The sequence below is a fragment of the Paenibacillus sp. J22P169 genome (genome assembly GCF_059691995.1).
This window is the reverse complement of sequence record NZ_JCAUAO010000002.1, coordinates 663889-680912: the sequence shown is the minus strand read 5'-3', so window position 1 is coordinate 680912 and position 17024 is coordinate 663889. Positions and strand designations below refer to the sequence as shown.

General features: G+C 44.4%; 12 protein-coding genes. 2 read left to right on the top strand and 10 right to left on the bottom strand.

Annotation, left to right across the window (positions count from 1 at the left end; genetic code table 11):
* Positions 1–26: 26 nt before the first annotated feature.
* From AC58QG_RS17160 to AC58QG_RS17150, 3 genes are all read right to left on the bottom strand, one after another.
* Complete coding sequence (locus AC58QG_RS17160) at positions 27–1733, bottom strand: ABC transporter substrate-binding protein (RefSeq protein ID WP_497363327.1); 1707 nt, start codon at positions 1731–1733, stop codon at positions 27–29.
* Between the two features lie 96 nt (positions 1734–1829).
* Positions 1830–2765 (bottom strand): carbohydrate ABC transporter permease, encoded by a 936-nt coding sequence (locus AC58QG_RS17155; RefSeq protein ID WP_497363326.1) that lies wholly within the window; start codon positions 2763–2765, stop codon positions 1830–1832.
* A gap of 12 nt (positions 2766–2777) precedes the next feature.
* Positions 2778–3683, bottom strand: a complete 906-nt coding sequence (locus AC58QG_RS17150) for an ABC transporter permease (RefSeq protein WP_173115096.1) — start codon at positions 3681–3683, stop codon at positions 2778–2780.
* A gap of 132 nt (positions 3684–3815) precedes the next feature.
* Here AC58QG_RS17150 and AC58QG_RS17145 point away from each other — a divergent pair, with 132 nt between their 5' ends.
* Positions 3816–5594: a sensor histidine kinase gene (locus AC58QG_RS17145; protein ID WP_497363325.1), complete on the top strand. Its 1779-nt coding sequence runs from the start codon at positions 3816–3818 to the stop codon at positions 5592–5594.
* Positions 5591–7111 carry a response regulator gene (locus AC58QG_RS17140; protein ID WP_497363324.1) on the top strand — a complete coding sequence of 507 codons (1521 nt, stop codon included), beginning with the start codon at positions 5591–5593 and terminating at the stop codon, positions 7109–7111. The genes AC58QG_RS17145 and AC58QG_RS17140 overlap by 4 nt, the downstream gene beginning before the upstream one ends.
* Before the next feature lie 87 nt (positions 7112–7198).
* Here the strand turns inward: AC58QG_RS17140 and AC58QG_RS17135 are convergent, their stop codons facing one another.
* The 7 genes from AC58QG_RS17135 to AC58QG_RS17105 all read right to left on the bottom strand — a co-directional run bounded on the left by AC58QG_RS17135 (position 7199) and on the right by AC58QG_RS17105 (position 16896).
* Entirely contained in the window at positions 7199–8089 is an 891-nt protein-coding gene (locus AC58QG_RS17135) for a glycoside hydrolase family 43 protein (protein ID WP_497363475.1), read from the bottom strand.
* A 24-nt stretch (positions 8090–8113) separates the two neighbouring features.
* Positions 8114–9769 carry an MGH1-like glycoside hydrolase domain-containing protein gene (locus AC58QG_RS17130; RefSeq protein ID WP_497363323.1) on the bottom strand — a complete coding sequence of 552 codons (1656 nt, stop codon included), beginning with the start codon at positions 9767–9769 and terminating at the stop codon, positions 8114–8116.
* 49 nt (positions 9770–9818) lie between these two features.
* Positions 9819–10697 (bottom strand): carbohydrate ABC transporter permease, encoded by an 879-nt coding sequence (locus AC58QG_RS17125; protein ID WP_497363322.1) that lies wholly within the window; start codon positions 10695–10697, stop codon positions 9819–9821.
* A gap of 17 nt (positions 10698–10714) precedes the next feature.
* Entirely contained in the window at positions 10715–11608 is an 894-nt protein-coding gene (locus AC58QG_RS17120) for an ABC transporter permease (protein WP_497363321.1), read from the bottom strand.
* 108 nt (positions 11609–11716) lie between these two features.
* Positions 11717–13381 carry an extracellular solute-binding protein gene (locus AC58QG_RS17115; RefSeq protein ID WP_497363320.1) on the bottom strand — a complete coding sequence of 555 codons (1665 nt, stop codon included), beginning with the start codon at positions 13379–13381 and terminating at the stop codon, positions 11717–11719.
* 107 nt (positions 13382–13488) lie between these two features.
* Positions 13489–15153: a response regulator gene (locus tag AC58QG_RS17110; protein WP_497363319.1), complete on the bottom strand. Its 1665-nt coding sequence runs from the start codon at positions 15151–15153 to the stop codon at positions 13489–13491.
* Complete coding sequence (locus AC58QG_RS17105) at positions 15154–16896, bottom strand: sensor histidine kinase (protein ID WP_497363318.1); 1743 nt, start codon at positions 16894–16896, stop codon at positions 15154–15156.
* Positions 16897–17024: the final 128 nt, after the last annotated feature.

Here is a 17024-nt window from a genome sequence, read left to right as displayed (position 1 = left end):
CCAATTTCGATAATCGTTACCTGCAATTACTTTTTATACACTTTATCGTAGGCATCCTGATAGATTTTGATGAATTGATCCATGCCGGAATCTTTCAGGCCTTTCACGTAAGCGTCCCAATCTTTATCAATGTTTTTGGCTCCCATGATGAACTGCAGCATAGACTGTTTGACGTAATCGGTAATAATCGGCTTCAATTGTTTAACTTGATTCGCCTGATCGTTCGTTAAGAAAATATCCGTCGGGAACTCTTCTTTCGGTTGGTGTCCTTCATACAATTCTTTGGTAGCTTTGTACAGACGGGTTTCCAAACCATCCATCGTATAGATGTCCTGGCTAGCTGCATAGGCAGTTTCTCGATATTCGGAGGAGCGAAGGTTCGGCCCCATTTGATTCCAATGGTCATTTTGCACCTGACCAACACCATAAGTCGTTTCTTTCACCTTGAACTTGGCTGCGGTTCCGCGTGTATTTTTATCATTCGCATCCGCTTTCACCCAGTTGCGGCCTTCTTCCCCAAAGTTGGACAGTGTCGTGCCCTCATCTGTGTACAGATAATCGGCTAGACGAATTGCTGCTTCCGGATTTTTGTTTTTATTCGTCACGGCAAACACCGAGTTCCCAATACCAATGTAGTGAGCCGCAAACGATGCTCCGTCTGGACCCGTAAGCGGCGCAATCGGATCATAGTCCTTGTGGCGTGTTGCCGTTGGCGAGGCGTCTGTGAATTCGCCGAACCAGCCTGCTGGAATCGCGCCGGCGATCGCCGTACCAGGACTATTCCCTTTTTGAGAAAGCGCATCCGATTTCTGCGTAAAAGCTTCCTTATCAATCAAGCCTTCTGCATATAGTTTGTTCAAGAATTGTAGACCTTTTTTGAAGCCTGGTTGATCGACTGACGTTGCCAGCTTACCACCGTTCATCATGAAATAATTGTTGTCCGCATTGAAATAGACGAACGAATTCATGACGAATGTCTCAATATCCGTATGCCAACCTGTCGGTGAACCCGTGAACGCAATTTCATCTGCTTTGCCATTCCCATTCGGATCCTTTTCTTTAAATGCTTTGAGCATATTGTAGAAATCATCGGTCGTCTTCGGTGCGCTAAGGCCGAGCTTTTGCAACCACTTCGTATTCACCCACATTTTGGCAGAAAATTGGCAGTGATAGCATTCATTCACGGAAGGTATCGCATAAATGTTGCCGTCCGGCGCAGTGATCGCCTTCTCCAAATAAGGAATGTCTTTGAATGCTTTCTTAATATTCGGTGCGTATTGATCGATTAACTTATTTAACGGGAGAAGTACGCCTTGTTGACCGTAAAGCAGCTGTTCTTCTTTTGTTAAATTACCTTGCATGAAAATGTCAGGATAGTCGCCACTTGCAAGCAGCAGTTGTTTTTTCTCATTCAAAGCCGCTGTTTCTCCGGGCACAAGCTGCCAGTTCAAATGAATATTCGTCTTTCCTTCCAAATATTTGGTAAACCAATTCGTATTCAAATCGGCAATGTTCGCGGATTGCGGCGCAAAAGCACTCATTGTAATTTTATTTTTAGTAATAGGAAAGCCAGTAGCATTAAGTTCTTTTCCGCCGCCTGAGCTTCCTGCTTCTGTAGGACTAGCGCTACCCTGTGAATCATCATTATTAGACGTGCAGCCAACTACAGGCAAAGTTATGAATAAAATCAGGACCGCCGATAACCAAGTTTTTCTGGTTCCTTTATTTACCATGCGCAAACCCTCCTTGTTTTTCATAGCCATTCAATTTCCATGTGATTAAAACCTGGTCAAACTCCCGGCATCCCTCCCCTCAATGTGTAACTGGATTCAACCTTTCAGAGAACCGATCAGTAGTCCTTTCACAAAATGCTTTTGTACAAAAGGATATAGCATGAGAACAGGCGCGCTCGCTACGACGATCAGTGAATATTTAAGAAGTTCCTTCAAGCCTTGCCGATCTGCAAGTTCTTTGACATCCTTTATCATCGTTGGATCAATGGAGTTCAGGATTAGAATGTTTCGTAAAATAAGCTGCAAAGGATACAATTTAGCCGATTTCAAGAAAATCAACGCTTCAAAATAGGAGTTCCAGTAGCCAATGGCATACATAAGCACGAGAACGGCTATGATCGGTTTGGACAGCGGGATGACAATGCGGAGTAGAAACTTAAAATCGCTGCATCCATCCAAATGTGCTGCCTCCGTTAGTTCCGAAGGAATAGATGTTTGGAAAAACGTCCTCGCCAGAATAACTTGCCATACCGATATGGCACCAGGAATAATCATTGCCCATCTCGTGTCCAGCAACCCCATTCCTTTGACTGTCAAATAATAAGGAATCAGGCCCCCGTTGAACAGCATTGTAAAAATAAACAGTGCTGTGATGACGTTGCGTCCATAAAAGCTTTTACGTGAAAGGGGGTAAGCCGCTGTTATCGTCAACGTCACGCTAATCAGCGTCCCGAAGAATAGATAGAACAAAGAATTTCCGTAACCCGTCAAGATTTGCGGATTCTGAAATACGGCTTTATACCCTCGAAGGGTAGGCTCAACAGGGAACAACCACACTTTGCCTGAGATCACAGCTGAGGAGGAGCTGAATGATGAACTAATGATATAAATGAGCGGATAGGCCACAATGATTAAGCAAATAACCAGAAACACATAGACAAAGAACAAGTACATTCTGTCGACACTATTTTCAAGAATGCGGGTTGGTGCCTTTCTCGCTTTGAGAAGCACGGTTTGCTCGGAATTAACCATATCATTTGCCTCCTACCACAAGCTTGTCTCGGAATTTTTCTTGGCCACATAGTTGACCACAATGAGCAGCAATAAATTGACAACCGAATTAAAAAGTCCGACAGCTGCAGAGAAACTGAAGTTCGCTCCGACCAATCCCATTTTGTAAACATACGTAGATATGACCTCTGACGCTCCAACATTAATCGCATTTTGCATCAGGTACACCTTTTCGAATCCAACGTTCATGATTTGACCAGCATTTAGAATAAGCAAGATCACCGCCGTCGGCATGAGGCTCGGCAAATCAATATTTATCATTCGTTGAAACCGTGACGCACCGTCTACTTTCGCCGCCTCATACAAATGCGGGTCTACCCCTGCCAGAGCGGCAATGTAGATGACTGAGGCATATCCTGTAAACTGCCATACGTCCGAAAGGACATACACGGTTTTGAAATACGCTGGCTTTGACATGATATTCTCCGCTGGAAAACCAAACTTATCCGCTAAAAGATGTACGAAGCCGAGCTGTGGAGAAAGGAACAGCATAATAATCGAGACCATGATAACCGTAGAAATGAAATAAGGCGCAAAGGTCACTAACTGTACAGTCCTTTTAAAGATCCCGTTTTTCAGTTCATTCAAAGCTAGAGCAAGTATGATCGGTGCCGGAAAGCCGACAAGAAGTGAGTAAAGGCTAAGCAATGCCGTATTTTTGATCACCCTCCAGAAAATCGGCAGATGGAAAAAGTCCACAAAATGCTTGAAACCGATCCAATCGCTTCCCCATATTCCTTTCGTAACCATAAAGTTTTTAAAAGCGATTTGTACGCCAACCATCGGTATGTATTTAAATATGATCAAATAAACAAGTGACGGCAGAATAATCAGATAGAGTTGCCAGTTTTTCTTTACCATTTTAAGTGCTATACTCATGGTACTCCCCCTCGATGCAATGACTATCCGCTTATATTAAGCGCTTACAAATCCAATAATAACGGAGTACGTCTCATAATTATAGTGATCATTTTTAAGCAGGTAGTGTCCGTTTATAAGGTGGTGTATTTCGTGAAACTGAAGCCTGCTTTCAGCTATCAGAATTTGTCGATTGTGAAAAAAATGGCAATAGGCTACATCTTCATCATCTTCATTCCGATTATTTCATTCGGCTTGTTCCTTTATAACCAAAACTACAATAGCTTTCTCGAAGAATATGCGCAAGGCAGACAAAAAATCGTGAATCAAGTCCTGAATAACGTCAACGTAAGTACGGTACAGATCGAATCTGCGTATCAGTTATTCCAAAATAATTCGAACACGATTGCCTATTTAAGCGGGAACTATCGGAGCGATTTTGAGCAAGTTTCCAACTTTTTAACTTACATCAGACCTTTATTCTCTTATATTTTGTCATCTAATCGAATGATCGATGGGATGACCATTTACATGGAGCAGCAGAACGGTATGATTTTCCGACCAGAAATGGCCAAAATGGACGAGTTCAAGCTGGATGAGAGCATCAAAAAGCTTCCACTAGGTATAGGTAAATGGATTACGTTTAATAATGGCTCCGATCAAGACCTTAATCTACATTATTTTCACAAAATTGGAAACCGGAATTTTGAGCAGGACATCGGTCTTCTCGATATCAAGGTAACCTCAAATTTCATTAAACCCTTATTGGAATCGCTTAATTTGAACAGCAGAAGTAATTTTTATGTGCTTGATCAGGATGATCAGATCATTTCGCATATTGAAAAGATCCCCTTATCCAAAGATTCTGAGAAGGACTTACTAGCCCAAGCTATCCAACCAAAAGCAAAATACGCGTATCACACGGTTAATGGAAATAAAATGCTGATTGAATCGTTTTATGCTGACAGCCTAAAGCTGCAGTTTGTGATGATGGAACAAGTAGACACCGTCTTTATTGGAATCAAAAAAAATAAGTATATTCTCGTAATGATCGTCGCCCTGCTTTTATTACTTCTTTCCGGCATCTACTATTTGATCGCCAGTTCGATTACGAAACGCATTCTGAAACTTTCTAAGCATATGCGGCAGGTTGACGAAAACCATTTCCCTCTCTATCGCGGGGAGATTAATAAAGACGAAGTCGGACATCTGACCTCCTCGTATAATGCAATGATCAGACGCATGGACGAGTTGGTTAATACCGTGCATCGTTCGGAAATGCTGCGGAAGGAATCGGCCTATCTCATGATGCAGGCGCAAATCAAGCCTCATTTTCTATACAATACGCTCGAATCAATTCGCATGATCGCAGAAGCCAACGATGACCCCGAAGCAGCTGAGATGTCCTATACGCTAGGCAAGCTATTTCGCTACAGCCTATCTGGTGCGAAAAACGAGACTTCGTTGCGAGAAGAAGTGGACAACGTCAAAGACTATATCAAAATCCAACAAATTAGATTAGCTGACCGCCTGAAAGTAACGTTTGAGATCGACGCGGCTATCGATTATTTTCAATGTCCCCACTATATACTGCAGCCGATCATTGAAAATAGCATCGTTCATGGGATTGCAAATGTAAGAAAACAAGGCTCACTTTCGATCCGCATTTGGGAAGATGCTGCGTTCATGTTCATTACCGTTGTTGATTCTGGTACTGGAATTGAGAAAGAACGACTAGTCCTCATCCAAGGGGTGTTAAACAGCACCATGGATGTCCATCGTTTGCAGAAGGATGGCGGAGGTCTCGGAATTATGAATGTAAACGAACGTGTAAAAATGTTTTTTGGCGAACGTTCGGGTATTCAACTGGAGAGTAAGCTTAATGAGGGGACGACATGTATACTCAAGTTAGCTAAGGGGGCAACGCCATGAGGTTGATGGTAGTCGATGATGAACCTATCATCTTAAATGGGATTATCCGTATGATCGAGAAAGCGCATACACCTTTTATCGAGATCGTCGGTGCTGCTGACGGCATTGATGCGATGAATAAGCTAGCGACCTTTCAGCCAGATTTGATCCTTACGGATATTCATATGCCTGAAATGGACGGACTCACGCTGATCAAGGAAATACAAGCACTGAACCTTTGCAACCGGTTCGTGATCTTAACTGGCTATGGCGATTTTGCATATGCCAGACAAGCGCTGCGTTACCAAGTCATCGACTATTTGTTGAAGCCGATTAATAAGGATGAACTCATCAATGTACTGTATAGAATCGGGAGAACCATTCAGGCGGAACAGAAGCAAATGATTGAGCACGATCTTCTGCTGCTCAAAGAACATATCCTGTTCAATACGCAGTTGGATGATTTGCCGCTTAAGCCTGAACAGTTGCACACCCTACTTCCTAATCCTTATACAACGATAATCGTATTCCAAGCAAATGAACATGCACCTATTTTGACGGCCGATCGATTCGCAGGGATCGAAACCCCTTTGGCACGTATTTTCCAGATTACGTACATCGTTCAATCGCGTTTTTTGCGGCAAACGATCATGATTGCGAATAGTCTACATAGCCCGACAGATGAAGATCTACAGCTTGCATGTGACGAGTTGTTCGATCCCGTGAGAAAGCATGGCAGCGGATATTGTATTGGGGTCAGCATTAAAAAGAACGATATCGCGCATATACGCGATTTGTATATTGAGGCAATGGCAGCGATGTTATTCAATCGGTACTTTTCCTCCAACAGCATAACATTCTATCAACCAGAGTCAGAAAACATACATCATCACTTTGAGCATCTTGTACAATACATTGAACGTTCAATTGATAAGCAGCTTACTCTCGATCAGATTGAAAAGGATGTGCAGTCCATACTGCCTCATTTCCCAGGCAATACGGAGGGTAATAACAAGCTTCGCGAGCAGTTTCTTATTTGTATCGGTGTTTACTTGCAAAGTGTTGGCCTAACACCTGAAACCATCTGGGGTGAACATGCAGCAACCAAGCTATTTGTATCGAACAAAACGTTACATGCAGATATCCAGATCTCGGAGATCATTGCACAGCTCATTCAATATACCCGCTCCACTGACCAAAACCAGCCGAACATACTTACAATTGATAAAATTGTCGCTTTCGTGGAACAAAATTACAAACAGGATTTATCGCTCGATGCGGTTGCCGATCATGTGCAAATGCACCCCAATTACATCAGCATGTTGTTTCGAAAAGAGATGGGACTAACCTTCCTTCACTACTTGCATACCTTCCGACTTGCCAAAGCCAAGCAAATCATGCAAGAGAATCCGGAATGGCCGATCAACACGATTGCTGAGCTAGTTGGTTACGAAAACCCACGGCATTTTTTCAAGGTATTTAAAAAATTCGAGAACATTACACCTGGGCAATACAGGCTTGAAAGCTCTTCTTTTTGAAGTTCAGTTCGACCTAAGCTCCAGATTCAATAGAAAGGGGACAGATTCAAATGAATCTGTCCCCTGCCATTTGTCCGAACTATTCATTTACACGCCAAGCACCCTTAGCTTCCCCTCAACCTCTTCGATGTGAAGGAAAAGAGGCCGCTCATTCGGCGTCTGATTCGGCGTGTGGACAGCCAGCATCAGGCTTCCGTCAAATGCATGGAACAGCATCCCATGCCCGCCGTCACTTTGAAAGAGTGCTTCCTCCTCCTGCACCCATGGCCCCAACACGCTACCTGAGACAGATGAAGCCACACCTAATGCATACGTGTTATTAATGAAGCTGGCCCACAACATTAGCAACTCTCCCTTGGCTGTGCGATAAAGAGAAGGTCCGTCCGTCACATAGTTGTCTTGCCCGGGGTAACGAGCATGCTGGAAGGATGTCGGCCATAAGGCTTGAGAAGCCGAAAATAGGACGACAGGCTCACCGATAGTGTCCTTCAGATCCTTGGTCAATCTTACGGCGCAAACCTGACCGTCGCTTACCTGCTGCCATTCACGGCAAAATACGATCCAAGGCAGCTCCTCCTCATCGATGAACAACGTCCCGTCCAGCGAGCACCAGTCCTTCGGTGTAACGGGACCCTCACTGTGAGGCGTAAAAGGCCCTAACAAACGGTCACTTGCAAGCACAGCTGTTCCAAGCAAATTGTTGTCCTTCCGACGGAAGGTCGCAAACATATAATAGCGACCCTCGTATCTATGCACTTCCGGTGCCCAGAAATTGTTCTCGGCATAGAAGTCCGCTTCGGGCCGAAAGACCGTGTAAGGTCCTTCCCACTCCTGCAGGTCTCGTCCTACATAGACATCAAATCCAGTCCCTTTGCCCCAAATATTCTTATCCGTGCTGCCGAACAGATAATACAGTCCCTCCTCATCAACCGGAACAACGAAGGGATCACGTATCTGTAGATCACTATTTTTTATCATCGTCATACCTACTTACCTCCCCAATTAACGATATGTTGGATAAATGACGCCTAAATCGCGCACACTAATAAATCGCCCTTCTGTAAGCTCTACCTGCTCATTCCCCTTCACAACAAGAGGTATCTCCTGACCTTCATACCCAACGGTTCCCTCAATCGTACGAACACTCATACCGATGATCGCTTTCAGATGACCGCTGCGGTCTGTTACTGCCCTAGTCCCGAAAGGTATCCGTAAATAAGACTCTCCGTTGCGATAAACCGTGCTTCCTTCTCTTGTCGTGACAGACTCAAACGTGACCCCATCGACGATTCGACTGTAACCAGTCTCGGCAGCCATAACCTCTCCGTGATCCTGCGGATACGGCACCAAGGAAGTGAACCACAGCTCCCCATCTGGTCTTGGCAAAATGCCACTCAACCGCTCAACGAAGTCTAGCAGGCACAAAATGGCAGGCGAATAGGACTCCGTATATCCTTCTTTCCCCGTCCAAGGGCTTACGGTCTGGGCAAATCGGGTCATCTGTGCCAATGCCGTAATGATCGGGTTCAGCACCCAAGTCAGCTCCACATACCGATGATGATGCTCGAACGCGTGCGGTGTACGAATCAAACTCAAGAAATTTGACGTACCCGCCCATGTATTGTAGTTAGAGAACGGATCAAAGCGCGGATCGTCCATAGCAACGGATGTAAACGGATATTTAGCGAAAAACTTGCTCGTATTGAGCAAATATTTCCGAAGTGCAGCTGCGAAGAACTCTCCATCGCCTACCTCACAGGCAAGCACACGCAACAAAACATCAGACTGAACGCGAACAAATTCGTCATTTCGATCCACATCATAGAAAAAGTCATCCGTTTCATCATAGCAATGAACGAACAAGCTATCCAAGGACTGATCTGCTTTTGCTTTCCACTCCTTCGCAGCCTGATCGTCCCCGAGCTCCTGCGCCATACGTGATAAGTAGAGACGCTGACAGTACACATTCGCTGTCAGGTCCGGCGCTAGAAATGGCAATGTAGGTGACTCTGGATTATACTGCCGTGCATCGTCCAGATGCGCAGAATCCGGTACATGCCAGAACCGTGGTGATAAGTCATGCCCTGTATCGAACGTGCAAAATGCTTCTACGCAGCCCGTTTGACGTGTATCGCGATACGTCGCAAGCCATTCATCATGGCGTACCATCGCCTCATACATTTTCCGCAAAAAATCTTGATTTCGCCCATTCAACTCATAATGATTCCACACGCTCCTAGCAAGCGGGGTAACCATTTGGATCTGCCGAAACGCCGGACCGTTCTCTGTCACTTTATATGGCAGCTGACCGTCTTCCTTCTGATAATCTGCAAACAGCTGGAAGGTATCCTCCGATACCGTGGGCAGGAAACGCGATAATAATTCATTGTTGATCGTCCCCGTGCTTTCCATCCAGCAGCCTAAATAAATGCCGCCCTCCTGCAGCACAGGCGCATCCCCCATCGTAGGAACGATGCAATCGAACAGCTTGCCTAGCGCATTGTAATACGTTTCCTCCAGACGACCGCCGGTCGATGAAAACTTAACCCCCGATTGCTGCCACTCTTTCAGCACATCATGATCTGTCGCCTTTTTCAACTGACCTAACTGTTCCTCCACGGATATCCCACGAAGCCGTTCTATGATGTTCTCACTCATTGTATATGCCTCCCCAAAAGAAATGGACTGCCTAAGGCAGCCCCATATGTTAACCTTTTACACTGCCCATGACTAGGCCCTTCATGAAATATTTCTGTAAGAATGGATAGAATACCAATATCGGCAATGCCGCAAGGAATACTTGCGCCGCCTTGAAGGTCCGGTCTGATACTTCTGACATGTACAACTCAGTTGACGAAAGTGTACTAGAATCCGGATTAACAATAATCGTTTGCAAATAGCTCTGCAGCGGATAATTCGAAGGCGAGTTCATGTAAATCAAACCATCGAACCACGAATTCCAATGCATGACCACGGTAAATAAAGTGATCGTTGCCAACGCAGGCTTGGACAATGGAATATACATGCTCCATAGCACCTTCCAGTGACCCGCTCCATCAATGTACGCTGCTTCTTCGATTTCCTTGGGTAAATTCCGGAAAAAGTTTAACAGCAAAATCATATTAAATACATGTACAGCTCCGGGAAGCACCAGTGCCCAAATCGTGTCCAGCAAGCCGAGTGCTTTCATCGTCATATAGCTAGGAATTAATCCACCATGGAAAAGCATCGTGATAATAAAGAACCAAGCATATACATTCCTTGCACGAAGCGTCGTTGTTTCTTTCGATAAAGGGTAGGCAATCAAGATCGTAATTACCATATTAATCGCATAACCAAGCGCCACTCTTTGGATCGAAACAAACAACCCTTCCATAAATTCCTTCTTCGTTAAAGCATGTTTATACGAGGCTATCGTGAAATCTACGGGCCAAAGCTTAACGAATCCCCCTGCCGCAGCGCTGCTAGAGCTGAAGGAAATCGCTAGCACGTTAATAAGCGGCAATAGACATAGGAATGCTATCAAACCTAGCAATAGATAGTTGATTAACAGAAATAATTTTCTGCTTGTTGAAACTTTCTGCATAGCCTTTCCCCCTTACCTTAAAATATCCGATAACCGGTATACCGATTGGCAAGCTTATTGGAAATCACAATTAAGATGAAAGCAATAACGGATTTAAACAATCCTACCGCCGTTGCTACGCCATATTGCGCATCTACTAAGCCGATCCGGTAAACCATCGTATCAATAATATCTCCTGTGCTGTACACCATCGGACTGTACAGATTGAACACCTGATCGAACCCAGCGTTCAGTACATTTCCTAAGCTCAGAACAGTCATCAGTGTGACAATAGGCAGCATGCCGGGAATTGTAACATGGAGTGTCTGCTTCCATCGATTAGCTCCATCTACAACCGCAGCTTCGTACAACGACTGATCTATTGCCGTTAGGGCAGCTAAATATACGATCGTGCTATATCCGAATTCCTTCCACGTGTCGGAAGCGACAAGTGTAAATGGAAACCAGTTTTCGTTGCCAAGGAAAAAGATAGGTTTGATGCCTATGAGGCCAAGCATCTGATTCACGATGCCGCCTGAAGGTGAGAGAATATCAATCAAAATGCCTCCCAGGATGACCCAGGATAGAAAATAAGGAAAGTAGATAATGGTTTGAACGGTCCGTTTGAAGGCCGTGCTTATGACCTCATTTAAAAGCAGGGCAAAAATGACTGGCACAATTAAGTGTACGATGATCTTCATAACAGCAATGAAAACAGTATTCCATACAACACTACTAAAATTGGGCATCTCCAGCATATAGCGGAAATTATCGAGCCCGATCCATTTGGAATGAAAGATCCCTTTGGACGGTACAAATTTTTGAAAAGCGATGACGATCCCTGCAATGGGTACATAACTAAAGATAATCGTAAGAATGACACCAGGTAACAGCATAAGATGCAAAGGAATTTCCTGCAGTTTTTTATTCATCTCCGTTTTTACTCCTCTCCGTTTGCATAAATGGACAAATAACGAAGGGGAAAGCAGTGTACGACCGCTTCCCCCTAAGCTCCAATCTCGTATTAAGCCGTCAACTTCTTATTTACTTTTTGCGTACCAATCGTTGACTTCCTTTGTAATCTGTTCACCGCCAAGCTTCTTCCAGTCTTCAACGAATTTATCAAACGTATCGATGGATTGGCCCATAATAATCTTCGTAAATACTTCTTCTTCCAATTTCAGAAGCGATGCATTCTTCTCAACCATGGTCGGTGTTGCTGCACCGTAGAAAGCATCCAGCAGATAGTTATCGTCTTTCACATACTTGCTGATAACGTCGAAGCTGCTTGGCGTACCGAATACGCGCTCAGTTCCCCAATTCGCATTGTTACCTTTGCGGTAGTCAACAATCTTGTCGTAGTAGCCTTTTTCTTCCGTCGTCAGTTTGGACGGATCGTTTGAAGCAATCGCACTCAACGTATTGTTATGCGCGCTCAAGTTTTTATTCGCAGGCTCTGGATTCATGAGGCTATAGAGATAGACGGGTACATTCGTAGGGCTGAAGCTCATCTCTGGTTTCGGCTTCTTGCTCTCGTCATAACCATCCATTGCGAAGTTGAGAAGCTTAATAATCGCTTCCGGATTCTTGCTCTTCTTGCTAACCGCATAATAACGTTGAATTGGCATTTTACCGATTGGTGTAGCCTTCTTGTCATCGATAGACACCAGTGGGATCGCTTTCCAATCTGCCTTCGGATCGTTATCGATGTTCTTTTGGATGATTGACAATGGTGCAGACATGCTGCCGTAGAAGATACCTACTTTGCCGCCGACAACAGATTCAGTCACCTTAGCTCGGTCTTTAACACCGAACTCCTTATCGAGCAAACCTTGTGCGTACATATCTTGGAGCTGCTTCAGCGCAGTCTTCACTTCTGGCTGAATACTTCCATAAACAAGCTGTTTACCGGATGCATCCTTCACCCATTTACCAGCATAAGCATGAAAGCCGGAGAAGAAGCCCGTTGTTCCAAAATGGGTATCCGCTAAGAACGATTTGGTAAATGCCATCCCGAAGGTATCATCTTTGCCATTTCCGTCCGGATCCTTCTTCGTGAATGCCTCAGCTACCGCTAGAACTTCCTTCATCGACTTCGGCTCAGTAAGACCAAGCTTAGTCAACCAATCAGCTCGTACATACAAGAGTGGCAGACCGTCGATGGCCGACGATGTCTGAGGAATCGCCATCAGCTTGCCGCCGATCTTGGCTGTATCGAAAGCCTTCTGATCCTGTTGCAGGATACTCTTTGCCATCGGTGATGCATACTTGTCATACAGCTCCGTCAAGTCATAGAGCATATCATTATCAGCCAAATCAGTGAGTTGCTTGTTTTTCAGCCACATGACATCCGGTAGATCCCCGGCAGCTATAGCCACATTCAACTTTTGATCGAATTGCTCGACAGGCACTGTCCATTGATATTTCAAGTTGATGTTCAAGTCATTTTGATAAGCTTTTGTATAAATATTATTTTCAATCGTGTCGCCATTCTCGTATTTGTAGGTTGCTTCCGTGTAGCGCCAAGCTGTAATATCTACTGGTTTCTCATACTTCGCCATCAAATTCGCTGCTGGCGTAGAAGTTCCCGCAGGTGTCGCTGTTGAACTACTATCCTTTGATCCCTCTGAACTACAAGCTGAGAGTACCAATAATCCCGCTGCTGAGAGAATAACTGCGGATTTAGCTTTATCTCTTTTTCTCATGTGAACCTCCCCGAAAGATCTGAATGTACTAGAGTTGCTACATCTCTAATGGTAATGCGCAATCAATCGGCATTCAATATTCATGTCTTTACATTTGAATCACTTGTTTACTTGTTGAATATTGAGGTCCGATACTCCAGTGGGGTCATGTGGGTTATCTTGCGAAAATACCGCGTAAAGTTCGTCGCTGTTCCATAACCGACCTGCTCAGCGACCTCTTGAATTTTTATATTCGGATTCTCGAGCAGACTTTTGGCTCTTGTCATGCGGGTCGCGGAAATGTAATCGGATAAATTGGTTCCTGTGACCTGTTTAAATAATCGAGACAAGTAGGATGGATTGAAATACACCAATTCCGCTAATTTCACCAGCGAGACCTCATCCGGATTATGAAGATGATCCTTAATGTGCTTCTGAATCAAGGAAATAATCGCATTCGCCCTTCTCTCTTCCTCTTGATTCTGAAGGTTGAACAGGATTTCTTCTACACGGGCTAGATACTCAAATGCCACTTGCCATGACTCATGCTCACCTGGCTGCATAAGCTTGTGCAGTCCGATTTGGGTTGCAACGGTCTCTACTAGATTCCAACGATTCATATAGGATAAAAAAACCAGTCCAATGGAATAATAAAGTTCTTGAGCAGGAACATCATGCATGCTGTCGATATCCTTCAGCGAGTCCGCACAGGCAAGCAGCGTACTGCGGAACTCCACGCGTTGTCCGTGCTCTAATTGATCAGCAAGTTGGTCCAATTTGGCTTGCCTAATCTGCGACTTCTCTCGCTGGCTCCCGTCCGACTGCTGGAGCTCTTGCTCCACCATCTGTTTATCCAGAAGCAGCATCCCACCGCCTTGGCCAATCCGATAATTCATCAACATCGTAAGCGTCGCAAACCGTTCTGCCGTTCCTCCCCACGCAACCGTACTATCATCCAAGACAAAGGATAGTATTTCACCGACGGATTCGCGACAAGCCGCTTGAACCAACTCCAAATTCCCTTTTACGAACGTCAGGGTGCGATCCCATCCCTCTTTTTCCAAGTGATCCTCAAGCGGCTGAATCAGCCAAATAAGGTCCATATGCTCATTCACCGCGTCAATATAAGAAACACGAGAAGACATATACTGTTCGGCAATCTTCTTAATCCTGTACAGTTGCCTAGACTTTTCTGAATACGTCGTGCAATTGGACAAACTGTTGATTCTTCCCAGCATGATCAGAACTGGTTGATCCGCTTTCAGCGGTATAGCCAGCTCATCGAATTGCGCTTGATTAATTTCCTTCACGTCGAGCTGCTCATTCAGAATCCGCTTCACATAATCGTTCTGAAGCATCCCCCTCATGTCATCCAACTGCTCTTGAGCGATCTTCAGCAATGACTGCGCCCTTAACTCCGTATCAATCTCAGCAACCGTATGTTCGACCATTTGGATAACTTTCTCGTATCCTTCGGTTTTCAGTAAATAGCTGACCCTTTCATACTGAATAGCCGAGTAAATATAAGAAAATTCATTGTATCCCGTGAGAAAAATGACCCTGCATTGCGGCCATCTCTCCCGTATTTTCTCTAGAAGCTGCAAACCGTCAAGACCTGGCATTCGAATATCGGTAAGCACGATATCGAACCGTGTCCGATCGAATTGCCGCACCGCCTCCATGCCGGAATAGGCTTTATACACATCCAACTCCAGCTGAGGAATGTTCTGTAGAACCTCATAAACTCCGTCTGCGATAATCATCTCATCATCTACGACAAGAACCCTGTACATTTATACGCCTCCATTCGTGTAATCGATCAGAATGGTTGCCTTCAAGCCACCCCATTCGCTGCGCTCCACAACTAACCCACTGGTCTGTCCAAACTTCAAACGAATTCTTTGGTGGATATTCAAAATACCGGTCGTCTCCACCCCTTCTTGGTTGGACAAAGCTTCTTTCAGCTGCTCGATTCGCTTCTCATCGAGCTCCTCACCGTTATCTTCAACGATCATATGAATCTCGTTCCCTATCTTAAGAATTCGCACCCGCAAGATGCCATTCGCTGGTTTCCTTTCCAGTCCATGTTCGAACGCATTCTCAATGATCGGCTGCAGAATTAACCTCGGCACCATGACATGTCCAATATGTTCAGGCAACTCATCGAATTCCACCCGAAGTCGATTCGAAAATCGCATAGCTTGAATATCCGCATACACTTTGGCGTGATTCACTTCTTTCCAGAGCGGCACCTCATCCGAACTGTTCCGTGTGACGAACTGGAAATATTCACCCAACTGATTCGTAAATTGCTCAAGATTCTCATAATCGCCAAGACGTGCCATCGTACTCAGAATAAAGAGGTTATTATAAAGAAAATGAGGATTAATCTGGGATTGTAACTGCTTCAATTCCGCCTTCTGTGTCAAGATTTGCTGCTTATACACTTGATCAATCAAGGATTTCAAATTTCCCAGCATCACATTGAACCGTTTGTAAATATACTGAAACTCATCATTAATCGTATGATCAATCTGAACGTCCAGATCGCCATGCTCGATTTTACGAAAAGCTTTGACAAGCTTATCCAGTGGTTTGTGAATGTATTTATACACGTATAACGAGTAAATAACAATAATAAAGAGCGCTACGGCTGCTAGTAAGACAAACCAACTTCTGTACTTCTGGAGCGGTTGAAACACAGCATTTTCGGGTACATACTTGCTTAGTACAGCTCCAAAGAAATGAGAGGACGCGTACACGGCAAGGTAATGCTTATCATTGATGACGAGTTTAAGTGCTTTGCCAATATTCGCGTTATTGGTCATGTGAGAAGTGATCTGTTTATCGAATGCAGCATCATTACTGGTGGATATAACAAACTGTGAACTATTAAAAATCAATCCCTCATCCTGCGAGTTCACCATTAATTTCAAATGCTCTTCCAGCTTTTCCTTCGACAGCTCAATGGCCACAATGAATAGCGGACCTCTTTTACTACTCGGTGTAGAGAAGGGATAAACGGCGCTTAAATACATTCTGCCGTTCACATTCATGACTTGCGAATCCAACGTCAAAGGAATGTTTCGCAAATTTTCGAATTCCTTCTGATCAAAGGAGGAAATCGTTAAGGCGGATACATTCTTTTGGATGGCAGGTATGAAAGCGTACACATCTTTAATATAGGTGCTGCTGTTACGAATGGCATTGAGGCGTTGCTGGAGTCTTAGAATACTTTGCATTTTCTCAATATCATTCAATGAATCCGGAATCGCTCCAAGTGCATTCAAATTGTCATCACTTAAGACATCGTATTGCAACGTTTGAATGCGTCGGAATTCCTCCTCCAACCCACTGAAATACCCCGATACTTGCGAGATCATGGATTTGGATATTTCGTCTTGCAACGTTCGGATCCCCCAATTGTAAATAATCATGCTTAGGATATAGAGTGGTAGAAGAATGCAAATAAACGAAAGAATCAATCTTCTGAGCGCATTCTTCTTCCAAGGATGTCTCGTTAGATTCAGATTCATAGTAGTCCCCCTTTCGTGGAAAACTTATCCACTTCTATAATTTTTCGGATAAGAAGTTAGTTCAACCGAAAGTTAGTTTAGTAACAATACTAACATGAACGATAGCAACTTAGAAGTGAACGATTCAT